Raw genomic sequence first — 23704 nt, 5'->3', positions numbered from 1 at the left:
GCTACTCCCCCCAATAAGGCCGGCCGATAGCGGTTAAAGCGAAACGGGTTTCAATGAATACCTTTCCTAACGGTGTCTCAATATAAACTTCTTCTTTATCGGTTACGATTTCCGGTGCTCTGGCTCCTGAGCGGTATACGTTTTCCAAAATGATGCCTCTGGTCTTTTCCAGCGCATAATTTTCTGCCTCTTCTAAGTCTACAAACCCTTCCATTCCCCAAGGGGCGTGAATAATGAAGCCTGTTTTGGCTCCCGGACGAATAACGAAATGAATGGTTTCAACAACTTTTCCAACCGCGGCCCCGACCGCATTGGCAACTTCTGCATGGGTCGGAATTAATAAATCCGTATGGAAAGCTTGGCCCACCGGGGGCAAGTAAGACTTGACCGGGGCTCCGATCGCTACAATTGGCAAGTCTAAATTTACCTGAACTCCAAAGCGGCCTTTGGCAGCACCGGATAGGAAGCGTTCGAGAAATAATCCGGCTCCTTCGTTCTTTTCCAAATTAATTTCCCGGCCTTCATAAGTGATCAGGCTTTGTAAGATATCAATGCTTAAAGTATCTTTAACTCTTTGTAAAATAGCAAGCAGAAACTCTTCGGTATCTAACTTCATCCGCTTGGCCAGAATATGGGCGCAAGCCGTGGCTGCTTCCACATCCCAGGCTGTAAAACGTTTGAGCGCGTGCAAAGTATCCGTGGGAGTAAAAGAAATCCGTCCTGCAATTTGGCTGTCTTCAAGCCCGCCCATGGGCAAAAAGCCCTCATGGATGCCCGTCCGTTCCGCCAGGGTGAAAATATTATGGGGGCCGTCCTGGAGCGCATGAATAATCTCGAGTTCCTGTTTAGATAAACTGTTTAAGTCAATGGGCGGTTTGAGTAAAAACCATGAATCAACCGGTTGCCCATTTAAAATGACGCCCTGGGGATTTACTTCCATCAACTCCCGGGTCAAATACGGGTAACGGGCAGCCATGACTGAAACGGGCCAAACCCGTTTCGGGCCAATCTGCAATTTAGAGTCAGCGGATACTTGAATATAACTGTCCCCGCCCAGCCCAAACGTACTGATTGCCGCCGCCTCAACTCTAGTCCTCCAGCCCCCGACAACCGCCCCTTCTTTTTTTAACCTGGGCCTGCCATCTTCTAAAACAGCTAAATCCGTAGTCGTACCACCCATATCAAGAACCAAAGCATGTTCTGATTCTGTTAAGAATGCAGCACCCACAATGCTGGCCGCCGGGCCTGAAAGAATCGTTTCAATCGGCTTTTCCCGTGCCACTTCTTCGCTCATAAGAGAGCCGTCACCCTTCACCACCATCATCGGGGCAAGAATTCCTCTTTCTTTTAGAACGGTTCTCACAGACATTAAGAGCTCGGCAATAACCGTCAGTAAACGAGCGTTCAAACAAGCGGTGACTGTACGCTCCTGGAAACCCAATTCAGTCGTCAGCTGGTGAGCACAGATCACCGGAAGGTCTAACAGTTCTTGAACAAGCTTTCGGGCTATTAGCTCGTGTTCCGGGTTTCGAATACTCAGATAGCCCGACACGGCAATTGCTTCCACTTTCCCTTTCATATTGGTTAAAGCCTCAGAAAGAGCGGCAAGATCTAGCTCCGCCTGCTCTTGTCCGTGGACATTGTGTCCTCCGGAGACTACGGCGGTCATATGGGCAGGGACATTCCCAATCGCCTCATGCCCTATGAGCACCAGTCCAACGCGGCAGCCCTTCCCCTCCACTACGGCATTAGTCGCCAGGGTGGTGGAAAGCGCCACTAAACCAACTTTACTCAATTCATCTGATCCTAAATTGTCGATGCATTCCCGAATGCCAATGGATAGATCCTCCCGCGTGGTAAAGGCTTTGGCTTTTCCTTTAATTTCTCCGCTGGCCGGATCCAGTAAGACTCCATCAGTATACGTTCCACCGGTGTCAATTCCTAAGGTAAGCTTATTCATCCATTTCAACTCTCCTCGGAAAACGCTAACCCCTTTAATTCTAAAAAATTTATTTCTGATTTATCTCTCTGTTTTCTAAAGTGCTTATTACTCAAATGCACTGAAAGGGTTGGCCTTGAGTACTGGACTCAAGGCCATTTTACCGCAAGATTTACGATTTTTCTATAAATAGTTACAAAGTTTATCCTTTACTTATTATCGTACAGCCCTTTTCTGTGAGCATTGAGATAATTCATGCAATATGGATCTTTTCCTAAAAGCGTGGCCGACGCCTGAACATATCCCATCATGGTCGCATCGAGAGGGTTCAGGATGTAGCTGTCCATACCCATGCTCATGGTTTGAACCATAAATAGCTGGTTTAGGATCTTACGGTTGGGCAGCCCAAACGAAACATTGCTGAGGCCGCAGACTTTATGCACATTGGGAAATTCCTGCGTGATCAGTCTTACAGTATCTAGAACTTCCAGGCCAGCTTTATCACTGGTACTGACCGGCTTGACCAGCGGATCGAAATAAATGTCATCTTCCGCCACTCCTGCCGCCGTCAGTTTTTGATGCAGATTACGCGCCACTTGCATCCTGTCTTCCGCAGTTTCAGGCATGCCGGAGTCATCCATGCACAGAGCGACAACTTTAGTTTTATACTTTAAGACTAAGGGAAGAATTTCATTGTAGCGTTCGCTTTCCCCGGTGATGGAATTGATTAATGGTTGGCCGTATTTGGCTAAGGCCAGCCCGGCCTCAATCGCTTTGGGATTAGGACTGTCAATGCAAAGGGGAACCTCAACCACTTCCTGTACCGTGTTCACCAGCCACTCCATGGTCTCGACCTCGTCAAATACCATGGTTCCGCAGTTTACGTCCACATAATTGGCCCCTGCTTCCACCTGCTCTTGGGCGATTTTTTTAATATACTCCGCATCTCTGTTTTCTACAGCTTCATTGATTGCTTTTCTGCTGGTATTAATCAGTTCTCCGATGATTAACATGCTGACTCCTCCTGACATATTTACTACTGCTCGGCAAGCTCCTTTGCCTATTTTTAATTCTCATGTGCTAGGGCTTAGCTGGCTTTTCCGACTAACTTAAAGCACAGGTCTTTGGCAACCATGGCATCGGAGCCGTATCCATCGGCACCAATCTCATCGGCAAAACTTTGAGATACAGGAGCTCCTCCGACAATGACCTTTACTTGATCTCTAAGACCTTCTTCTTTTAAGAGTTCGATGGTAGCTTTCATGTTCAGCATGGTGGTGGTCAGGAGCGCGGACATGCCCACAATTTGGGGCTTATGCTCACGAATGGCTTTGACAAAGCCCTCCGGAGCGATATCTGTCCCAAGATTGACCACCTTGAAGCCGCCGCTTTCCAGGATCATTGCCACCAGGCTTTTGCCGATGTCATGCAGGTCACCCTTTACGGTCCCTAAAACAACGGTTCCAACCGAAGGCATATCTGTGTCCGCAATTAATGGTTTGACGAGTTCCATGCCTCCCGCCATTGCCTTGGCGGACATCATCACTTCCGGCACAAACATATCCTCAGCCTTAAAGCGTACGCCAACGACATTCATGCCAGCAATCAGTCCGTCATTGATGATTTCCAGCGGACCGATTCCTTTATCGATCATCTCTTGGGTTATTTCTTTCACTTTACCGAAATTTCCAGTTATGACGGATTCGGCTAAATCATTGAAGCTGCTCATTAGATTCCCTCCCTTGTGTAATCCAGGGATAATCCGGGCAAATTCTCGAGTGTCATACGCTTCCACTTGAGCAGCTGGTTCGGCCGGACTCCGTACTCAAAAGCGATTTGAACTAAAGGTTTTTCCCCTTTTTCCAGTTCTTTGATGACTTGAATTCTAAGCGAAGCGGTAGAATGTTTTCTCAGGTGCATAGTATGACTCACCTCTTCTTTGCCTTTATTCCCATGCATTTTTAGTTTAAATTCTATGGAAACTTTTCTAAGCCAGATAAAAACTATATCATTTTCTACTTAGCCGAAACTGAATTTTTTTGAGTATTGGCATCATCCAGTGTGATTTCCTTGGGAGCACAAGCTGCACCATAATCCTCGCGAATCATTTTTAGGAATGAGAGGGTGAGGATGATGAGAACAAAAACCAAGGGAACTGCGGCAACGACAGATGATGTCTGAATGGCATTCATTCCGCCGAGGGAAAGAACGGCAATTCCAACCGCAGCCAAGGCCAATGCCCACACAATCCGGTTCCAGCGGGCCGGTTGTTCGCCGTCGGCTAGATGCTTTGTAGCCATCGAGGCGCAGGTATAAGCCGAAGAATCCAGGCAAGTTGCCAAGAAGACAAATTCAAGCAGCAAGAAAAGAACCAAAACGACCTGCCACATCGGCAAACTGGTAATCACCGCGACAATGGCGGCCGGACCGCCTTGTTCCGAAAGAATTTGTCCAACCGGCAGAATCTTGTTGAACTCCAAGTGCAAGGTATAGCCGCCGAAAACGCCGAAGAAAGCCCAGTCGCCCAAAGTGCCCCACAGGATTTCCGCAATAATTAACTGCTTCAAAGTCCGGCCCCTGGAGATCCTGGCTACAAACAGACCCATATAGGGAGCTAAAGCGACCCACCAGGCCCAATAGAATACGGTCCAGCCTTGCGGGAATCCGCTCTTGCCTATAGGATCGGTATAGAAGCTCATGCGCAGGAAATTTTGGAGCAGCACTCCGACACTGTCTGAGAAAACGGAGAGTATAAAGAAGGTCGGCCCTACAATCATCACCAGCACAATCATACCCAAAGCCAGATAGACGTTAATGTCACTGAGTATTTTAATTCCTTTATAAAGCCCGGTGTACACGCTAAATCCGAATATCAAGGTCCAAATTGCGAGAATTGCCAAATTCAGCCATATAGACTGTGGAATTCCTAATAGTTTAGAAGCTGCCTCCGCCAGCAAAGGAACCCCCAGTCCAAGAGACGTTCCAAAACCACCGACAATCCCAAACATCACGGTAATATCGATGACCTTACCTACCCAGCCATCCACCATATTGCCCAGAATAGGGCGGCAAGCCGTACTCGCTCTCAGTTGCGTGTCCTTGCGCACATAATAAATATAGGCAATCGGTAAAGTTGGCAAGGTATACATAGCCCAAGCACTGAATCCCCAGTGGAACATACCGTAAGTGACGGCCCATTCGGCAGCCTGAACCGTATTCTTTGCGATGCCGAAAGGCGGGCCTTGCAAGTAATAAAGCGGCTCAGCTATAGACCAATAGATCAAGCTTGATCCAATCCCCGCACAAAAGAGAATCGCGATCCAGCTAACCGTTGAAAACTCCGGTTTATCGTCGGGCCCACCCAGTTTGACGTTTCCATAACGGCCTAATGCTACCCAAAGCAGGAATACAAAAACCATGAAAGTGCCAATTTGAAACAGCCAATCCAGTTTGAAAGTGGTCCAGGTTAAAGCAGCGTTTACCATTTTGGTTCCAGCTTCACGGTTTAGGATTAGAGCGATGGAGAGTCCGAAGATTACGATGAAAGCGGGCCAAAATACCTTGTGGTCCAGTTCTGGTTTTCTTGCCATGTAAGCGCCTCCTTTTAGTTCGAGCTATTAATACCATTCCTAAAATTTAGCGTTTGTTCCGTGTCTATCTGCCGTCTTCTAATTGCTGCGGATCACCTCAAAAAATCTCAGCCTCCTCCCGGGCCCGCTTCAGGATTAATTCAAGTTCGGCGTCGACCCCGGCACTGAGCGGCTCCACTTGATGGTTTGAAAGCAGTTCCTTAGCCTTTTCCCTGGCCTTCTTCTCGATTTTTTCTCCCTTGAGCGCCCATTTTTCAAAGGTCTGCCTGTCTCCAAGCGGAGGATCCCACAGTTCTCCGGCTCTCAGGTATTTGCGGGTATGCTTGTGAGCCAGGAAATTCCCATGGCTTTCAATCACTTCGGCAATGACATCTACTGCCAGCCTCTCGGTCGTGACTTCCACCCCTTGAATCGTCCGTTGGACGACCGAAGACAATTCATTGTCCATGACCAGCATTGCAAAACAAGAGGTAAGCACATTGTCGAGCGAGCCGGCAGCGGCCAGGACATCCGTTCCGATCAGAGCCGGCATCAGGGCATTATACAGGTGTTCATACCCGCTTTGAGCATCCGCCGATTTGGCCGCCCCGGAATACCCAGTGGCCGTGGACGGGATGCCATAATAGCGCGCCATTTCAATCGAGGCAGCGGCGGCCGTCCCCATCTCCGGCATGGCCCATAGGCCTACCCCGGAGCGCATATCCATGAAAGTTACCCGCGGGGACATAATCACCGGGCTGCCCGGCTTTAAGAGCTGGCTTGCCACCACTCCGGCCAGAATCTCGGCATTATGCTGAGCCACGCATCCGATCAAGGTCATGGGGCCAGTCGAGCCCATCATCGGGCAGGGAATAACCCCCAAGGGCAGCCCTGCTTCCACGATGTCTATCAAAGCTTCAGCCGGGTCAAAGCCATACTCCAGCGGACTTAACGGGGATACCTCGATATAGGCCAAAGGTTTCTGCCTAAGCGCTTCTTTGCCGCCGGCGACTGCGGCCAGAATGTCCACGATATACTTCATTTCATGGGAAGACTCGGCACAGATGCGCAAAGGCTTGGTGGTGTTGCGAAGCATGGCCACTGTTTCCGCCGAGACGATGATTTCCTGAGGCACATCCCGCGGAAAGATTGGAGAAATGACGTGGATATACTCGAGCGCATCCGCCAATTTCACATAATCCTCCAGATCTTTCAGGGTGACATCCCGCTTCTCTCCGGAGTCCAGATCCATGATAGACGGAGTGCCGACACAGGTTTGGGCATAGGCTTTGTTTTTCCCGAACTCCAGCATATGCGAGTCATCCCGGCCGTAAACCTTGAAGGTTTTCGGGGCTGTGCTTAAAGCCTTCTCGACCACCTCAGGAGGAAAAACAATCCGGTCCCCCTGTTCCTTGCAACCATTATTCACAAGAAGTTTTTTCAATCTAGGGGAAGTGGTATGGATTCCGATTTGATTAAGAATAGCTAAGGTTGCCTGATGTACTTGCTTAACTTCAGCTTCCGAAAGAAATTCAAATCTCAACTCGTCCTCCCCTTTCACTCTCCCATTTCGATTTGGCGAGCCCTGGCAATCACTTTATCAAATTCAGCCTCAACTTCCGGGCTTAAGGGCAGCACTTGATGGGTTGCAATCAATTCTTTAGCCGTTCTCCGGGCTTTTTCCTCCACTTTCTCACCCGTAAACGCCCATTTTTCAAAGGTCTGGCGGTCACCCAGCGGCGGAACCCATAATTCCCCGGCGCGCAGGTACTTACGCGTGTGCTTGTGGGCTAAGAAATTGCCGTGGCTTTCAATCACTTCGGCAACGACATCCACAGCCAGTTTCTCTTCATTGACCTCGACCCCTTTAATTGTCCGCTGGACAACTGAGGAAATCTCGTTATCCATCACCAGCATGGCATAGCAGGAAGTCAGTGCATTGTCCAGAGAACCGGCGGAACCGATGATATCACTCCCAACCAGGGATTCCATCAGGGCATTGTACAGGTGTTCATACCCGCTTTGTGCGTCTGCAGTCTTAGAAGCTCCGCAATAACCTCCGGGAGCCACCGGGATATTATAGAAGCGTCCCAGCTGATTCATCGCCGCGCCGGCCAAACCCATTTCCGGCATCGCCCATAGGCCCACTCCTGATCTCATATCCATAAAGGTTGCCCGGGAAGACATAGTGAGCGGGGCCCCGGGTTTTAGAAGCTGGGCGGCAATGACCCCGGCCAGGATTTCCGCATTATGCTGGGCCACCGTGCCAATCAGGGTCATAGGCCCGGTCGAACCCATCATCGGGCAAGGTTCAACCCCTAAAGGCAGCCCTGCTTCCACCACATCTAATAAGGCCTCAGCCGGATCAAATCCATATTCCAAAGGACTGAGCGGGGATACCGGAATGGTCGCAATCGGTTTTTCCCGGAGCGCTTCCTCCCCGCCGGCAACCAAACGCAGAAGCTCCAGGATATACGGCAGCTCGCGCGCCGACTCAACACAGATACTGAGCGGCTTCGAAGTATTGCGCAGCAAGGTGGCGGTCTCAATTGTCAGGATAATTTCTTGGGGCACATCCCGCGGGAAAATCGGGGAGATAATGTTGACATAATCAAGCGCATCCGCCAGGCGGGTATATTCTTCAAGGTCTTTAACGGTGGCATCCCGCTTTTCCCCGGTGTCCAGGTCCATCATGGAGGGAGTTCCGACACAGGTTTGGCAGTATGCTTTTTTCCAGCCGATTTCTAAGACATGGGAATCGTTTCTGCCATAGAGCTTAAAGCTGGGCGGCACCGTTTTCAGAGCTTTTTCAATCACGTCTTCCGTGAAAACGATCCGGTCTCCGTGCTCCTCACAGCCGTGATCCAAAAGCAGGGATTTAAACCGCTCTGAAGTGGTATGAATCCCTACCCTTTTCAGGATCTCCACGCTGGCCTGGTGAATCTGCAGAAGCTCTTCTTGAGAAAAAAGTTCAAATTTCACAGCAAGTCTCCTCCATTCTGCCTTAGCTGGCAGCTACCAGCTTTTTGCATATTTCAACAGCAGTAATGGCGTCTTCCGCATAGCCGTCGGCTCCGATTTTATCCGCCCACGCCTGGTTAATCGGGGCCCCGCCGATCATCACCTTGACCTGATCCCGCAGGCCTTCTTCGGTGAGGACTTCGATAATCTCCTTTTGGCGCCCGATGGTAGTAGTTAAAAGGGCCGAAATTCCGATGACGTTTGGCTTCAGTTCCTTAATCTTTTCGATGAACTTGCCGGCAGGGACATCCACTCCCAGATCCACCACTTCAAAACCGGATGTTTTCAGCATCATGCCCACGATATTTTTCCCGATTTCATGGAGGTCGCCTTGAACCGTACCCATCAGCACCCTTCCATGAAATTCCCGGCTGGTTCCGACAAGCAGAGGTTCTAAGAGCTTAACCCCGGCGTCCATGGCTTTCGCTCCCAGCAAAAGATCCGGCAGAAAATACTGGCCGGAACCAAAGTATTCTCCCACGATTCGGATTCCTTTGGTCAAAGCATCATTGATAATAACCAGTGGCTCAACCCCGGCATCCACTGCTTTCTGGGTTAATTCTACGACTAGACTGTCGTCGCCCTCGATCACTGCTTCCGTTAAACGGGTTAAAATTTCTTCACGACTCATTCATACACCCCCAAAAATTATTTGCTGCCGTTGTCGGTAAGCGCCGTGTTATTGGTTAGCGCTGAGCCGTAATGCTGGGCAAAAAAGGTTGAATTGAATTTTGACAGCTTCCACTCCGGAATCTTACAGGCCGGGCAGCTTCCGGTTGTCCATTTATTGCGGATCCAACGGGCCGCCCGGCTATTCTTGGAGTTGCGGCTTATAATTACCTTATTGCAGTGCGTGGTAATTTCCGAGTATCCGCCTTTTTCCGTAATCGATTTTATTCCGTGCAGGACGCCGGTTCGGGAAGGCCAAAGCTTAATCTTCTGGATCAGGAGAAAGAAATCCACCCGTTTGCGATAAAATCTTCTGGCGTTGTCACTTTTACTCATACCTTGCCCCCCAAGTCTTCACGCGAGGAGCCGGCCGCAAACCGGCTCCTGCACAGAAAATTTATTTTTTCACACCGTATTCGGCTTCTGCTTCTTCCACGATCGCCCGGATATTGGCTTTGGCATCATCTGAAAGCGGCTCAGGTTTGTGGTTTTCCAAGATCGAGATCGCTTCCTCATAAGCTCTTTCCGTATAATCCTTGCCGCCAAGAGCTAACCATGCATCACGCATTCTCCGGTCAATCAGCTTGGATTGGGACTGCTCCTTCTTAAAGTTGCGGTACGTATGATCATGGGTTATGAATTCACCACCGGCACCTACCTCTTTGATGACATCCACAGCCAATGTGTCATCGTTCACCGGAATTCCTGAGACAGCCTTTTTAATCATTTTCGCCGTTTCGTTATCCATCACCAGCTGGGCGAAGTCAAAGGTAATCCCTAGCTCCAGCATCCCTAAACCATAGATTAAATTGGCCCCGCCTAGGGCAGCTAATAATCCGGTTATGGTTTTTTCATGGGCTGCTTGCGCATCGGGTACTTTGCTGTCAGCCTAGCCGCCGGCAACCCAGCTCGGCAGAAGATAATACTGGGCCAGTTTCGCCACACCGGCATTAATCATGCCCAGTTCCGGCGAACCTACCGGGGCCGTGGTGTATTTCAGGTCCATGATCGTAGTGGAGCTTCCGTAAATGACCGGTGCGCCCTTTTTGGTGAGCTGGTTTAAGACAATTCCGCTGAGCACCTCAGCATTATGGGTTACCAGGGTGCCGGCCAAGGTTACCGGCGCGGAGCCTCCGGCCATGGCCATAGACAGAACATTGACTGCGATCCCCGCCCGAGCCGCTTCAATCAAGACTTCCGTGCAATCTCTCACCAGTTGCAGCGGGCTGGTAGGGCAGACAATCGTGCTGTAAATCGGGCGCTCTTTTAATTTATCCTTGCCCCCGGCGGCCGCTGCCGCCATGTCTACAATCTTGCGGAAATTTTTCCCGTTATTGGCCCCGCTGAAGCAATGCTTTGAGGTATTGTTAAAAAACGCTTCCGCTTCATGAAGCGGCCCTACTAAGGCATGCTCATCCTGGGCGGCCACGGCCCGTTCAAAGACATCCACTTCACTCAAGTAGTCACATACCAGAGCAGCATTCCCGACGTCCTGTTTAGTTGATTTGCGGTATTCCCGGGTATACGGATCAATTACCCGAATCCCTTCCCCGAAATTGGTAAACCCTACCCGGCTGCCGTCCAAGACAATGTCATTTTTGGGATTGCGCCCGGCCAGGAAAAGGGTGCTGGGGGCAGAGCGAATCGCATCTTCCACCAAATACGGAGGAATCTTGACAATGTGATTCGTGCGGTCAACCTCGGCTCCGCCGCCGTAAAAAATCTCTAACGCCTCGTCGTCTTCTACTTTAACCCCTGTCTTATACAGTACTTCCAGGGTGGCACAATGGATGGCATAGAGCTCATCTTCTGTAAACAGATTGAGTCCCATGCCTTCCGTCTGGCTTCTCCCTGCGAACAAGTTGCGTTTCAAGCGAGTCACCTCCAAGTAATTACTGAACCTTGGTCTAGGAAGCTTGCTCTTTCTAACTTAATCCCGTTGAACGAGACTTCATTCAGAGGGGGATTCAACCCCCACTGAATGTTAGTCGAGTCCATACTGGACTTAACCGCCCTTTGGCACCCGCCGCCTATTAAGGCGGGGGACTTAGGGCGTGTTAGTTCAGTGTTAAACTTCGGGAGTGGAATCCAGATAAAACGATAAATTGAAATGATTACGGATGTTCTCAATCACATCACAGCGCTTGACCCAAGCTTCCTCAAACGTGGGTGCCGTCAGAATCAGAGTGGCTACGAACGAGGTACAGTCCGGGCGGAAATTAGTAATCGCCTCATCCGCGCCGAAAAAGCCATACACGTGTTTCAGCGGCCCGGCGCCGGCCATGATGTGTTCCCCCAGAGTCTCGATCCCCTCATCTCCGACCCGGACATGCTCGTAGACCACGGCCTGAGCCTGGCTGATATCTGCTTTCAGCGGCACCCTGCCCTGAGCAAATACCTGGTACAGATATTCCAGCATATTGACTCCGCTTGATTTGTAGACTGCGGTCGGAGTCTGGCTGGGCAAGCGCGCATCAATCTCTAAGACCTTAAGCTGCCCATGGTGATTAATCACTTCGACATCCATAATCCCATTGAGATGAATGAGGCGGGCCAGTTCCTCCGCCAGCTCCCGAAACTCCTGTTCTAAATCCTCGCTGAGTTCGGTCGGAGCGGATACCCGTTTGCAGTCATACCCTCTGTCCATTCCCAGATCCGTGATTTGCACTGAGACCACTTGTCCCTGGGCTCCAATGACCTCAATCGAGTAGGAGGGCCCTTCCAGATACTCTTGAATCACCCAGTCCTGGCGCGTTCCGTTTAACTGGCCCAGAAATTCGCTTAAATCCTTTTCATCATAAAACTTGCGCACACCCTGGCTGCCGCTGGCTGAGGAAGGCTTGGCAATCACCGGCAGAGTGCAGTCCGGCCAATAAGCCGGAGCCGGAATCCCATGGCCGTGAAAGAGAGCATCGGATTTTTGTTTAGATGAAGAAAGGGCATAGGCTTCAGGGTCAAAGGCCAAAGGGACTTGGCAAGTATGCGCAAGATCCCTCAGTTTCTCCAAGACCGCTTCATCTTCAATGGCCGGGATGATCAGGTCAGCATTTCGAATCACATCCGCAATTTTATCCGCGTTGCTCAGAATGTCCGCCCTACAAAATTCATCACACATTCCTGAGGCGGGAGCGTCAGCATCCTTATCCACCACCAGGACATCCCAGCCGGCTTGCTTAGCCAGGTAGGCCGCCTCGACCCCTTGCAGCTTCCCGCCGATCACCGCTACCCTCATCTGGCACCCCCCAGTTCCCCGGTAGAATGCATGAGGCTTACACTCGCTCTTTCCTTTTCCACCCAAGCCTTATACTCTTCAGCCGTGGCAGCCGTAAGATTCATCCCTTCCAGAATCGGGAGAATTCCACGGACCGTGCGGTGACCTTCTTCGATTCCTTTGCTGCTTTGAGCCACCCCTGCCAGTCCCAGCTGCGGCGGAATCAAAGAAGTAATGACATTGGCCCCTGCATTAATCCGGGCCTGTGCCCCTTCGACCCCGTCGACATCCAGGGATGCCGGAATCAATCGATTCGGGAATAAAAGGCGCATAACAGCAATAATTTTCAACTCTTTGAGCCGGTCCGGAGTTGGCCAGGCACTCATAGAACTCCCTGCTTGCGGTACAAAACTCATGACTCGCACCTGGTGGGCTCCAAGCTCCTGCATGGAGTTCAGGGAATCGGCGATATCCGCCAAACTCTCTCCTACTCCGGCCAGGATTCCTTCTTCAATCAGCAGGTGCTGTTCCACGGCCTGCTTCTTGCTGAGATAACGGCGGTCATAGCTCTGGTTTAAGCGTAAGCTCTTAAATAACTGTCTGTTATGGGTCTCCTGGTAGCAGGCATACCAATCCGCCCCGGCTTCTGCCAACTGTGCCAATCCCCGCTTTGATAGCACTCCCGGAGAAATCATGACCGGGAGGCCGGTCTGGGATTTGACCTTGCCAACCAGCTCCGCCAGAGATTGAATCCCATTCCCACGGTGGCGGTAAAAAGGATCTTCACCCAGCGTCAGGTCAATCAGGTGCACTCCGGATTCAGCCAAACTGACCGCCGCCTCCACGATTTCCTCATCCGTTTTGCGGTAACGGTGCGGCAGGTCGTTGGATTTGCGGTAATAGCAAAAAGCGCAGTCATTGCGGCACCAGGTGGAAAAGTAAACAAATCCATATAAAAAGAGTTTATTGCTGAAATGTCTGGCCCTCAGTTCCCGGGCTGTCCGGAAAAGGGCGGCCAAGTCCCGTTCAGTACTTAGACCAAGGAGAAAGATAATCTCCGGTTTGGATAATCTCTCCCCATCCGCCGCTTTCGCCAAAACTTGCTCAAGCTTTTGAGTGCGCGTGCCGTCGTTCATGTTGCCCACCTTCCAGAAGTTCCCTTACAGAATTTAATTCGTGATAAGACCCTAAAGGAGAATCGTTTTATTTTCCTAATAAAGCCAATGCCTTGGTCACGGCCTCAGCCGCATCCTCAGCGTAAGCGTCGGCCCCGATTCTGTCGGCCCATCTCTGGGTAGCCGGAGCTCCGCCGACCATGGTTTTGAAGCGGTCACGCAAGCCATTCTTACGCAGCTCATCTTCCAATTTCTTCTGCCCCATCAGCGTGGTAGTGAGCAGGGCGCTGGTTCCGATGATGTCGGCTTCCACTTCAAGCGCTTTTTCAATAATTTTAACCGTGGGCACATCCCGGCCCAGATCATAGACTTCAATGCCTTGCGTTTTCAAGAGAGACACCACAATCCCTTTGCCGATATCATGGACATCACCCTCGACCGTTGCAATCACCATTTTAGCTTTAGCTTGCGGGGTTCCTCCTTGAATGGCCGCATCCAGGATGGCAACGGCAGATTTCATAACTTCGGATGAAAGAATCAGCTGAGGCAGGAACACTTCCCCCCGTCCGAATAGGTCCCCCATTTGGCGGATGCCATAGCTAAAACCTTCACTCAGAACTTGCACCGGATCAAAACCTTGGGCCACTGCGCGCTCAGCCACAGCCACCGCGCGGGCCTGGTCGCACTGCAATATCGTTTCTCTCGCCTCGGCAATAATATCTTCTAAACTCAAGACCAGCCCTCCTTACATTTTTCTCCTCTTACATCCCTGTTTTGCGTTTGAAATTCTCGACTGCTTTAATCTTCATATCTAAAACTCTGGCAATATTGAACTTGGCTTCCATTCCGATTGAAGCACCAACCCGTGCTTGGACATGCCCAATGTCAAGCTGTTCCCTGACCTCTTTCATTACGGCTTCGTCACACAGGTCAAAAGTGGAAACACCTACTTTAGCGGCTACATACTCTTTGGCTTCCTTGATTTTCATGCCTTTGGTCATTTGCATCCGCGCTACCAGATCTCCGGCAGTACGGATTCCGCCCATGCCAGCGGCCATTTCGTGAGTTATAGCCATACCGAAAGGATCGCCATGGCCAATCTACAACCCGTCAGCCTTTCCGATCTCAACGAGGGCTTTGTCCGCTCTGGACACAGCATCCACCGGCGGGGTGTTGGTCACGGGAATTGCGCCCACACCCATACCCACATTGACATGAACCGGGATGCTGGCAGCTTCCGTACAAGCTTTGACGAAGGTTACCGCCCGCGCGATATTCCAGGCAAAGCTCATGCTGCTGTTGGTATTAATGACTGCGCCGAAAATCGCGGCTCCGGCTTTTTCCGCCATCTTCACCTGTTGATGCGGATACAGTCCGGCTAAGCGGGTGCCGTCATAATACAGCTCCCCATGCATCCCGAGAACAAACTCCCCGGCCATTCCGAACTCAATCGCGATATCCGGATACTTTTCTTTTAAGATTTCCGCTGCTTTCAAGGTAGCGAGCACATCCGCATCCCCGGAAGCCCCGACCGTATCGAAGTTAATACCGTCGGCCCCAGACTCGTACATCCTGCTGGCGACATAAACAATATCTTTGACAGCGTGTTCCATCGCTTCTTCCTGGGCTGCTTTGGCCTCATCGATCTTGGCCAAAGGCAACAGCTCAGACCAGTTCTCAATCGGTCCGTCCGGCTTGGTATACAGGCCTAAGTTCGGCATGGCTCCATAAAAAACCGGGATAATGGTATTAAGCTGAATATGCTCCATGGCCTGGCATTCTTCGTGGATAATCGCTTTCAGCTGTTTATAGCTGTAATCTACATGACCTAGTTCCATGGTATCGGAACAAAATGCCCGCTCGTGCGTTAATATCGCAGCCGACCGGTCCATCGGAACCCCAGCCCGCACCGGCAGCTTCAAGGTTCCGGCGTCAAAACTTACAATCACTTCATCGCCGCGTTCCACGGTCACAGCCTTCTCAGGCATGGTACAGATTTCAAACAAGCGGTCAAGCTCGGCCTCGGTCAGCGCAGGGATCTTACCCCGGTCTGCCGCATCTTGGGTTCCCTCTTCCAAGTCAAACCGGATATCTTCTTTGCTCATTCTGGTTGGAGATCCATCGCCATAGCGAGTGAAAATATCACTCATCCTTTAATTCCCCCCTTGTTCATTCATAAGAAAAGTAGAATAATTTTGATAAAAGGAGTTTAAGAATAGCATTTAATATTTACCTAACAAACCTCCCCCCTTTTAGTAAGACAATTTTGATTAATAGCAAAAAACATGCCATAAAAAACAGGCCTTGAAAAGGCCTGTTTATGCGGTTTGAGAGGAAACAACGACTTATGGCATTTAATTTTTAATGAAAAAAATCATCACTGAACATCTTTAATTTTATGAATTGTCAAAACAACCCTATTGCAGCTCATTTTAAGCATTAATGATTTTTTTCATTGCATTACAATGATCTATTTCATCAGGTTGAACTCAAGCTGGATTTATCCTTTACAGCTGAAGCAGAAGGCGAAGAAGTCGACATCTGAACCAGTATAACTCCTCCGATAATAATGATCGCTGATAGCACCATACTTGTTGAGACGGGCTCACCCACGATTCCTCCCAGGATTACGGCAACCACCGGATTGACATACGCATACGTCCCCGCCTTGGTGGCGGGCCAAGATTTAAGTACATAGAGATAAGAGCCATACCCCACTATCGATCCAAAGAGGATCAGATATAAGGTCACGAGTAGACCGGTGGCCGTGAAATGAAGTTTCGAGAATTCCCCCATCCCAATGCCAATCCCAGCGAGCATTACTCCGCCGGTCAGCATCTGAATGCTTAAATTGGCCAGAGTTGAGCCGCCGGAGCGAATCCTCTGAATATAAACAGAACCAATGGCCCAGATAAAAGAAGCTAAAAGCAATAGTACAGCTCCCCAAATATTAACCGAGGCTGCGTTTTCTCCGGACAAAACCAGGAACGACATCCCGCCAAAGCCCAACAGCAAGCCAAGCCAGGCTTTAATCCCCGGCTTCTGACCGCCGGGAATTAAAAACTCAATAATAGCGATAAACAAAGGACCGGTTGCCACAATCAAAGAAGTGATTCCGGAATGAACCCATTGGGCCGTCCATACGACGATACCGATCCCTCCTTGAAAAAGTAGGCCAACCACTGTCTGCTGCCAGACACCATTTAGACCTGCCGGAAAAGCTTCTTTGCGGACAACGGTATAAACCAGCAGAATCAATCCGGCAATGATAAACCGGATCCCGGAAAATAATTCCGGCGGCAGCTCGCTGACACCAATGCGGTTTACTAAATAGGTTGAACCCCAAATCACCGAAACTGCCAGATAGGCCAAAATGACTTTGAATTCACCCCCGGAACTTCTATTATCTCTTCCTCCGGATTCTTCATCAGCATCATTATCATTATTCACAGCCTTATCTCCCCTTAAAACCCGCTTATAATATTGCGCCAAATCACTATACTCTATCAAATAAAGATCCTTAACAAATTGAAAAGGAACGGCCCAAACTAGGTTGGACCGCTCGTAATAATAGGAGGAGGTATTAACAAACTTAGACAAACTGCTTAGCCGGCAGTTTATTTAAGTGTAGTTAACCAATGCTTTTCTGCACTTTGGCAAAGGCATTCTCAAGAATAGTTAAAGCTTGCTCCAGCTGCTCATCCGTGATCACCAAAGGCATGAGCATACGGATCACGTTGCCGAACACGCCGGCGTTGATGATAATCAAGCCATTGTTTAAGCACTCCTGAGTAATGCGGGCGGTTTCTTCTTTAGCCGGCTCTTTAGTTTGACGGTCTTTGACCAGCTCAATGCCAATCATGGCTCCCAAGTTGCGGATATCCCCAATCAGGGCATACTTCTCTTGCATATCTTTGAGGCGCTCCATGACTACATTGCCGATTTTTTCAGCTTTAGCCGGGAGCTGCTCTTGCTCGATGTAGTCAATGGTTGCCAGGGCTGCCGCACAGGAGAGCGGATTACCGGCATAGGTTCCGCCTAATTGTCCGGGTCCGGGTGCATCCATAATCTCCGCCTTGCCTACGACGGCACTCAAAGGCAGGCCGGCTGCAATCGACTTGGCCATGGTCATGATATCCGGAACCACGCCAAATTGCTCAGAAGCAAACATTTTTCCGGTACGGCCGAAGCCGGTTTGTACTTCATCTATGATCAGAAGGATGCCGTGCTGTTCCGCAATTTTCTTCAGTCCCGGGAGGAATTCCTTCGGCGGAACAATAAAACCGCCTTCCCCTTGGACCGGTTCAATAATCATGGCTGCGACGGACTCCGGTGCCACTTCCGCCGCAAAAAAACGATCAAACTGCTGCAGGCACTGCATGCCGCAGCCCGGATAACTTGAACCATAGTGGCAGCGGTAACAATAAGCGGAAGGAATTCGATGGACATCCGGAGCAAACGGCCCAAACCCATGCTTGTAAGGTTTAACCTTACTGGTTAAGGCCATGGTCATATTGGTGCGTCCGTGGAAAGCCATTTCAAAGGCAAGAATTCCGGTTCTCTTGGTGTAAGCGCGTGCAATCTTCACCGCATTCTCAACAGCCTCGGCCCCGCTGTTCACCAAAGCGGTCTTTTTCTCAAACGTACCGGGAGTAATCTCCGTCAGTTTCTGAGCCAGATCAACGAAACTATCATACATTGTAACCATGAAGCACGTATGAAGAAGTTTTTCCGCCTGGTCTTGAATCGCCTTGACTACCGGTTTCGGACAATGCCCGGCGTTGATTACCCCGATCCCGCCATAAAAGTCGATAAAGGTATTACCGTCAACATCAGTCATTAAGGCACCCTCGGCCCGGTCAATAAAGAGCGGAGTACCGTTAGAAATCCCCTGGGCTACGTACTTTTGTTTTTTCTCTAATAAGGATTGGGAGTTGGGTCCTGGAATTTGTGTTTTTAACGTCAACTTAGCCATCCTCCTCTTTTTCGAATAACTTGCACCATAAATCTCATGCAATTTTTATGCCAGATTGCATAATATGCTAAAGGCGCTTCCTCTCAGACAATTCAATCTATTCCCAGATAATCTGGATGCATTATTGCATGATGCGATTTAGACTTAATTTAGAGATTTTCGCTCATTGTTATAGCTTTCAGGGTTAATGCCTCTGCGCATTGATATAATGCGCAGAGGCATTAACTACTCGGAATATGGAATCAGTTTAAAGATAACCGGAGCACAATTATCCGGACACTGGGCCGTGACTTCTCCGGTAAAACCTAACGCCTCCGGAGACACCCGCTTGCGCAAGGCAAAGACAAAGGGGAAGATTGCAGATAGCGCCGTGACGCAAACATTGCCTGACGCACCTTTGTCAATTAAGGCACCATCAATAATAATGACATCCCCTTGTTTATAATGCTTGCATTCGGATGATTGCACTTCGATCCTGATCTTTTGTTCTTGGAAACTCATTAGTCCCTCCTTTCTAATAAGGTCAGGTCCTTTTCAAAGAAATGCTTATCTTGCACTGATCCGGGTGGCTTCTTTGGTCTGATGCGGAGCGCTGATCCAGCCGCGTACTTCCATGCCTTCAGCTACTCGCTTAACAGCCAGCATATAGGCTGCAACTCTCATGTTCACGTCTTTTCGAGATTTATAGAGGTCATACACCCCATGGAACGCCTGGCTCATGATATTGCCGAGCTTCTCATTCACTTCTTCCACCGACCAGTAATAACCCATGTTATTCTGCACCCATTCAAAATAGGAAACTGTCACTCCGCCGGCATTGGCCAGGATATCAGGCACAACCAGAATCCCTTTTTGCTCAAGGATCTTGTCCGCCTCGGGTGTGGTCGGTCCGTTCGCCGCCTCAACCACATAGCGGGCTTTAATGTTATGGGCATTTTTATCCGTAATCTGGTTCTCTAAGGCTGCGGGGATTAAAATATCACATTCCAGTTCAAGCAGTTCCGCATTGGTGATGGTTTTCGCTCCGCGATAATTAACCACGGACCCGGTCTCAGTCGCATGTTCCTGAACCTTATACGGATTGAGTCCTCTTGGATTATAGATTCCACCCTTAACATCACTGATTCCGATAATCTTAGCCTTTTTATCATAGAGTATTTTGGCCGTATATCCGCCGACATTGCCGAACCCTTGGATAACAACAGATACTCCCTCAAGGTTAATATTTAATTTTTTCACCAAATCTTCGATGACGAATACAACACCCTGGGCCGTCGCCTGGGTTCTTCCCAAAGAACCGCCGATAATTAACGGCTTTCCGGTAATCACACCAAACGAGTTGTATTGCTTAATCATACTGAATTCATCCATCATCCAAGACATGATCTGAGGATTGGTATTGACATCCGGGGCAGGTATATCCTTCTCCGGTCCAATCAGCGGCGCGATGGCCTGGATATAGGCTCTGCTCAGTCTTTCCAGCTCGGCAGCCGACAACTCCTCCGGATTGACAATCACCCCGCCTTTGGCCCCTCCATAGGGAATACCGACCACGGCACACTTAAAAGTCATCCACATCGCCAAGGCTTTTACTTCATCCATGCTAACATCTTGGTGAAACCTCACTCCGCCCTTGGCCGGTCCTAAGGCATCATTGTGCTGGGCGCGATACCCGGAGAAAACTCTGGTGCTGCCGTCATCCATCCTGACAGGGATTAAAACGCTCAATGAACGTTTGGGCTCCTTAAGCAGCTCATATACACTGGCATTAAGATGGAGCTTATCAACGGCCATTTTAAGTTGTTCCTGGGCAATTACAAAAGAATTCAAACTGTCTGACATTGAGGACACCGCCTTTTACATATTATTTTGTATACACCATACTTATTGCAAAAGGCGTGCCAAGATGGAAGAAGAAAGGCGCATCCCGCAAGGGGAACGGCTTAAAGGTTATAATGATCTTGCGCCGAGGTTGATTCTTCATGCATTTATGCATTTTCACCGCATTTGCGTAAAATCTCTGAGCCTTGGCTCCGCTTGAGCTAAGATATTTGTGTATAATGTATTCAAGACTCATTTAATGCGTCAATGCATTTTTTATATTTTCTAGTTTAGTGTCCCCCCAGATAGGCGGCCTTGACTTCCGGATCAGTCACCAGTTCACCGGCTATCCCGGTTTTTACGATGCGGCCGGTTTCCATAATATAAGCCCGATGGGCTGTACGCAGAGCAGTCATGGCCTTCTTTCTTTGGTTTTTTCCACCCTTAAACTTGGTCAACTACTTTGAAAAGCCGGAATCCGCAAGGCCTATGGAATTTCGAGTCTCGTTGTATTCCAAATCATTTTCCAGCTGGTATTCCAAGGCCGGAATCTATTTCGGCTGTTAGAAAGCAAGCGTGTGGGGTCACTTCCAGGTAAAGATGTTATCTATCGATTCCTCAATGAATCCTGTTACAACTGGAGGCGTTTCTATCAATTGCTAAGCCTCAAGGTTGTTTCAGGATTTGAAAGCCTCACCTCGGCACAGCGTATCAGAGTTTTTATCGTGGATGATTCTGTCGTGGGCCGGGAACGGCGCGGAGACAAAACACGGATGAGCGTTCGCTAGGAGGCTTGTTTTACTTTTTTGCCGATGAGGTAATGGACATAGATTTAAAACCAGCATTGCGTCAGTTAATGGCCTTTGTTCTGGACATACTCAGGAATAAATCAAAGAACAGCGAGGCATCGCTTAGTCAATTACGAGATTGGATCAGTGAATTACCCAGTTATATCAAGGCTTTACTCACATTATCAGGGTGCGAAAGTTGAGACAATAGTTTTTTAATTGACTTTTTTTTGAACATTTTGTCCCCTCCATAATCTTTGGAATTTTGGAAACCTTAGAACTAAAAAATTTTTTGCTCTTTCTCACCCTTTCTTATTCTAAAATTCAATTCAGTTATAACCATTTAATGGCTAGAAATCAGGTTCCAGCCAAAGTTGACTTTTTAATAGCCCTCGTACCTTATTCTGATTGATTTAGCAGTAAGGCATTATCCCCTTTATCTTTGAGAATTCCGTACCGGTGCATTTTTCTCACGATGGTTGATTGGTTAACTTCTAACGCCTCGGCCATGCGGTAGGTATTTCTGTAACGGGCCAAGGCCTTAGTTAAGAGTTGCCTTTCCAACTCTTCCGTGGCGTTTTTGATGGAACAGATATCGAGCACAAAGACCTTCTCCGAGCTTCCGTCTGCATGCAGGATATAATCAGGCAAGTGGACCGGGAGAATCTCATGAGCGTCAACGGTGACAACTAAACGTTCGATTAAATTTTCCAGTTCCCGGACATTGCCCGGCCAGTTGTAATTGACCAAGAGTTCTTTAGTATCGGAAGATATTTTCTTATACAGTTCATATTTGTCTGAGAATGCCTGCAAGAAGTGATCAATCAAGACCGGAATATCTTCCTTGCGGTGGCGCAGCGGCGGAATAATCAGAGGAACAACATTTAACCGGTAATACAGGTCTTCACGGAATTTCCTCTCCTTAATTAACCGCTGAATATTGCGATTGGTCGCGGCGATAATACGGGCGTTTACTTCAATATAATCACTGCCCCCAACCCGCATCATTCTTCTTTCTTGAATCACATGAAGAAGCTTAACTTGAAGGTTTAGCGGCAGTTCGCTGATTTCATCCAGGAACACCGTTCCTCCGTTGGCTAGCTCCAGCAAGCCTTTTTTGCCGTCTTTTTTGGCACCGGTAAAAGCTCCTGCCTCATACCCAAAGAGTTCCGATTCAATTAGATTCTCCGGAATCGCGCCACAGTTAATCGTAATGAATGGCTTATCGTTTCTGCGGCTCATTTGATGAATCTTCGAAGCAATGACACCCTTGCCGACACCGGATTCCCCTTCGATCAAAACCGTCGAATCCACACCGGCCACTTTTTCCGCCAAATCAAGAATATGTTGCATGGTAGTGCTGTTCGTAATAATTTCAATGGAATGAATTCTTTCTTTGCGCAGTTTCGCTATTTCCGAGCGGTAATTGTCCATGAGCTTTTCGGTTTCTTCCAAGCGCTGGCGCAGGTTGCTTAATTCCGTGATATCCCGGGAGTTGGTCACAATCCTGATGATTTCTCCTTTTTCATCAAACACCGGGTTGCCGGTCACTATCAGCTTTTGCCCGCTTTTAGTGTTTTGTACGGAGGTTACCCGTTTCCTGGTCTTAAGCACCTGGGGTGTGATGCTGGGGGTAAACAATCCCTGCTCTTCCAGCTCACTCACATGCCGGCCCACAATCTCTTCGGCCTTCACTCCATATAAACGCTCTCCGGCTTTGTTCACTCTTAGAGTTATTCCCTGGCCGTCCGTGACATAAATCTCATCATAGGAGGAATTAAAAATAGCCTCCAATTCCCGGTTCAATTCTTTCGTAATTTCCAACTCCTGAGCCACCGCATCCAGGTCGGTTATGTCCTGAAAAGAAGTCACAACTCCGCTTAATTTCTCCCCCTCAAATACAGGTTTATGGTTAAAGATGAGGATCCGGCCCCCAATGTCTACTTTTTCATTCAGAATGGCTTCACCGGTTTCCAAGACTTGCAGAACGGCCGAATCAGGAAGAATCTCCCTGGCCTTTTCCCCGATGACGTTGCCATTAATGCCAAGGAGTTCTCTGGCGGTTTTATTGCAAGCAATCAGAAAACCAAGAACATCCACCATGATTACACCATGGTGCATTTCCTGAAAACCCTGTTCAAAATCCATCCCCTTCGCACCTCCAGCGGATATTATATATGTAGCAACTTTCGTGCCAAGCATCGCAGCCCCAGTATCTTAGGGATCTATTGTCATACTTATTCGCAAATTTGTTATTTTTAGATTTATACAAAATGCTCTTTCGCATTTTTTACTAATGCTGCTATGAATCTCTAGCTACCTTAACCTCAGTCCAGTCCCTGATTCATCATTCAATGTATTTAAGCATTGTTCTTATGCTGCTTTACATTATTATGGCATAAAGATTTCATTCTTACAAGAGGAAATGTTTTTACTGTAAAAAATATTCTATAAATTTGTTTAATATGTCGAAAAACAATACATTAATCGTTTGATCAATGCATGATGCTGCACTACTTCATTATTTACTTATTTTAGTCCTAATCAATCATTGATTCAAGGGGTGCGCATCCATGCGTATGCACACCTTACTATG

The 23704-nt window shown here is 48.8% G+C and carries 18 protein-coding genes and 3 pseudogenes; 1 reads left to right on the top strand and 20 read right to left on the bottom strand.

Translation table 11 applies throughout. The features are described from left to right. Position 1: 1 nt before the first annotated feature. From J0X21_RS15360 to J0X21_RS16000, 19 genes and pseudogenes are all read right to left on the bottom strand, one after another. Positions 2 to 1960 (bottom strand): hydantoinase/oxoprolinase family protein, encoded by a 1959-nt coding sequence (locus J0X21_RS15360; protein WP_206813089.1) that lies wholly within the window; start codon positions 1958 to 1960, stop codon positions 2 to 4. A gap of 188 nt (positions 1961 to 2148) precedes the next feature. After that, positions 2149 to 2952 (bottom strand): methyltetrahydrofolate cobalamin methyltransferase, encoded by an 804-nt coding sequence (locus J0X21_RS15355; RefSeq protein WP_206813088.1) that lies wholly within the window; start codon positions 2950 to 2952, stop codon positions 2149 to 2151. 74 nt (positions 2953 to 3026) lie between these two features. Next, positions 3027 to 3668: a cobalamin B12-binding domain-containing protein gene (locus J0X21_RS15350; RefSeq protein WP_206813087.1), complete on the bottom strand. Its 642-nt coding sequence runs from the start codon at positions 3666 to 3668 to the stop codon at positions 3027 to 3029. After that, positions 3668 to 3859, bottom strand: a complete 192-nt coding sequence (locus J0X21_RS15345) for a transposase (protein ID WP_206813086.1) — start codon at positions 3857 to 3859, stop codon at positions 3668 to 3670. Before J0X21_RS15345 ends, J0X21_RS15350 begins: the two co-directional genes overlap by 1 nt. 95 nt (positions 3860 to 3954) lie before the next feature. After that, positions 3955 to 5529, bottom strand: a complete 1575-nt coding sequence (locus tag J0X21_RS15340) for a BCCT family transporter (RefSeq protein ID WP_206813085.1) — start codon at positions 5527 to 5529, stop codon at positions 3955 to 3957. A gap of 97 nt (positions 5530 to 5626) precedes the next feature. Next, the gene (locus J0X21_RS15335; RefSeq protein WP_206813084.1) at positions 5627 to 7051 is read right to left on the bottom strand and encodes a trimethylamine methyltransferase family protein; all 1425 of its coding nucleotides are present in this window, start codon (positions 7049 to 7051) and stop codon (positions 5627 to 5629) included. A gap of 14 nt (positions 7052 to 7065) precedes the next feature. Beyond that, positions 7066 to 8490: a trimethylamine methyltransferase family protein gene (locus tag J0X21_RS15330; RefSeq protein ID WP_206813083.1), complete on the bottom strand. Its 1425-nt coding sequence runs from the start codon at positions 8488 to 8490 to the stop codon at positions 7066 to 7068. 22 nt (positions 8491 to 8512) lie between these two features. Continuing rightward, positions 8513 to 9160 carry a corrinoid protein gene (locus J0X21_RS15325; RefSeq protein ID WP_206813082.1) on the bottom strand — a complete coding sequence of 216 codons (648 nt, stop codon included), beginning with the start codon at positions 9158 to 9160 and terminating at the stop codon, positions 8513 to 8515. Positions 9161 to 9177: 17 nt separating this feature from the next. Then, on the bottom strand, positions 9178 to 9534 hold the full coding sequence (pylSn, locus tag J0X21_RS15320; RefSeq protein ID WP_206813081.1) for a pyrrolysine--tRNA(Pyl) ligase small subunit: 357 nt from the start codon (positions 9532 to 9534) through the stop codon (positions 9178 to 9180). A gap of 61 nt (positions 9535 to 9595) precedes the next feature. Continuing rightward, positions 9596 to 11029: pseudogene (mttB, locus tag J0X21_RS15310) on the bottom strand ([trimethylamine--corrinoid protein] Co-methyltransferase). A 237-nt stretch (positions 11030 to 11266) separates the two neighbouring features. Further along, positions 11267 to 12430, bottom strand: coding sequence for a 3-methylornithine--L-lysine ligase PylC (gene pylC / locus J0X21_RS15305; protein WP_206813079.1), 1164 nt, complete (start codon positions 12428 to 12430; stop codon positions 11267 to 11269). After that, positions 12427 to 13545, bottom strand: a complete 1119-nt coding sequence (pylB, locus tag J0X21_RS15300; RefSeq protein ID WP_206813078.1) for a methylornithine synthase PylB — start codon at positions 13543 to 13545, stop codon at positions 12427 to 12429. Before pylB ends, pylC begins: the two co-directional genes overlap by 4 nt. Positions 13546 to 13612: 67 nt before the next feature. Beyond that, positions 13613 to 14257 carry a methyltransferase cognate corrinoid protein gene (locus tag J0X21_RS15295; protein WP_206813077.1) on the bottom strand — a complete coding sequence of 215 codons (645 nt, stop codon included), beginning with the start codon at positions 14255 to 14257 and terminating at the stop codon, positions 13613 to 13615. Between the two features lie 28 nt (positions 14258 to 14285). Further along, positions 14286 to 15674 (bottom strand): annotated as a pseudogene (gene mtbB / locus J0X21_RS15285) ([dimethylamine--corrinoid protein] Co-methyltransferase). 328 nt (positions 15675 to 16002) lie between these two features. Further along, entirely contained in the window at positions 16003 to 16974 is a 972-nt protein-coding gene (locus tag J0X21_RS15280) for an EamA family transporter (protein ID WP_206813074.1), read from the bottom strand. Between the two features lie 181 nt (positions 16975 to 17155). After that, entirely contained in the window at positions 17156 to 18499 is a 1344-nt protein-coding gene (gabT, locus tag J0X21_RS15275; RefSeq protein ID WP_206813073.1) for a 4-aminobutyrate--2-oxoglutarate transaminase, read from the bottom strand. Between the two features lie 225 nt (positions 18500 to 18724). Continuing rightward, positions 18725 to 19000 carry a TIGR04076 family protein gene (locus tag J0X21_RS15270; RefSeq protein ID WP_206813072.1) on the bottom strand — a complete coding sequence of 92 codons (276 nt, stop codon included), beginning with the start codon at positions 18998 to 19000 and terminating at the stop codon, positions 18725 to 18727. Between the two features lie 45 nt (positions 19001 to 19045). Then, positions 19046 to 20341, bottom strand: a complete 1296-nt coding sequence (locus tag J0X21_RS15265) for a Glu/Leu/Phe/Val family dehydrogenase (RefSeq protein ID WP_206813071.1) — start codon at positions 20339 to 20341, stop codon at positions 19046 to 19048. Between the two features lie 269 nt (positions 20342 to 20610). Beyond that, on the bottom strand, positions 20611 to 20736 hold the full coding sequence (locus tag J0X21_RS16000) for a hypothetical protein (protein ID WP_268939420.1): 126 nt from the start codon (positions 20734 to 20736) through the stop codon (positions 20611 to 20613). On the opposite strand from J0X21_RS16000, the pseudogene J0X21_RS16240 reads away from it, so the two are divergent. Beyond that, positions 20713 to 21075, top strand: a pseudogene (locus tag J0X21_RS16240) (IS4 family transposase); the annotation flags it as partial. The gene J0X21_RS16000 and the pseudogene J0X21_RS16240 overlap by 24 nt on opposite strands. A gap of 432 nt (positions 21076 to 21507) precedes the next feature. On the opposite strand, the gene J0X21_RS15255 reads toward J0X21_RS16240, so the two are convergent. After that, positions 21508 to 23256, bottom strand: a complete 1749-nt coding sequence (locus tag J0X21_RS15255) for a sigma 54-interacting transcriptional regulator (RefSeq protein ID WP_206813070.1) — start codon at positions 23254 to 23256, stop codon at positions 21508 to 21510. Positions 23257 to 23704: the final 448 nt, after the last annotated feature.

Source organism: Paradesulfitobacterium ferrireducens (genome assembly GCF_017310645.1).
GTDB classification, from domain to species: Bacteria; Bacillota; Desulfitobacteriia; order Desulfitobacteriales; family Desulfitobacteriaceae; genus Paradesulfitobacterium; species Paradesulfitobacterium ferrireducens.
Note: the sequence above shows the minus strand (reverse complement) of the source record. Positions and strands in the feature narration are given on the sequence as shown.

What these genes read in the sequence shown, in the direction of transcription:
- J0X21_RS15360 (WP_206813089.1), bottom strand. Translation starts at nt 1,960, where the DNA reads ATGAATAAGCTTACCTTAGGAATTGACACCGGTGGAACGTATACTGAT.
- J0X21_RS15355 (WP_206813088.1), bottom strand. Translation starts at nt 2,952, where the DNA reads ATGTTAATCATCGGAGAACTGATTAATACCAGCAGAAAAGCAATCAAT.
- J0X21_RS15350 (WP_206813087.1), bottom strand. Translation starts at nt 3,668, where the DNA reads ATGAGCAGCTTCAATGATTTAGCCGAATCCGTCATAACTGGAAATTTC.
- J0X21_RS15345 (WP_206813086.1), bottom strand. Translation starts at nt 3,859, where the DNA reads ATGCACCTGAGAAAACATTCTACCGCTTCGCTTAGAATTCAAGTCATC.
- J0X21_RS15340 (WP_206813085.1), bottom strand. Translation starts at nt 5,529, where the DNA reads ATGGCAAGAAAACCAGAACTGGACCACAAGGTATTTTGGCCCGCTTTC.
- J0X21_RS15325 (WP_206813082.1), bottom strand. Translation starts at nt 9,160, where the DNA reads ATGAGTCGTGAAGAAATTTTAACCCGTTTAACGGAAGCAGTGATCGAG.
- pylSn (WP_206813081.1), bottom strand. Translation starts at nt 9,534, where the DNA reads ATGAGTAAAAGTGACAACGCCAGAAGATTTTATCGCAAACGGGTGGAT.
- pylC (WP_206813079.1), bottom strand. Translation starts at nt 12,430, where the DNA reads ATGAGGGTAGCGGTGATCGGCGGGAAGCTGCAAGGGGTCGAGGCGGCC.
- pylB (WP_206813078.1), bottom strand. Translation starts at nt 13,545, where the DNA reads ATGAACGACGGCACGCGCACTCAAAAGCTTGAGCAAGTTTTGGCGAAA.
- gabT (WP_206813073.1), bottom strand. Translation starts at nt 18,499, where the DNA reads ATGGCTAAGTTGACGTTAAAAACACAAATTCCAGGACCCAACTCCCAA.
- J0X21_RS15270 (WP_206813072.1), bottom strand. Translation starts at nt 19,000, where the DNA reads ATGAGTTTCCAAGAACAAAAGATCAGGATCGAAGTGCAATCATCCGAA.
- J0X21_RS15265 (WP_206813071.1), bottom strand. Translation starts at nt 20,341, where the DNA reads ATGTCAGACAGTTTGAATTCTTTTGTAATTGCCCAGGAACAACTTAAA.
- J0X21_RS16000 (WP_268939420.1), bottom strand. Translation starts at nt 20,736, where the DNA reads ATGACTGCTCTGCGTACAGCCCATCGGGCTTATATTATGGAAACCGGC.
- J0X21_RS15255 (WP_206813070.1), bottom strand. Translation starts at nt 23,256, where the DNA reads ATGGATTTTGAACAGGGTTTTCAGGAAATGCACCATGGTGTAATCATG.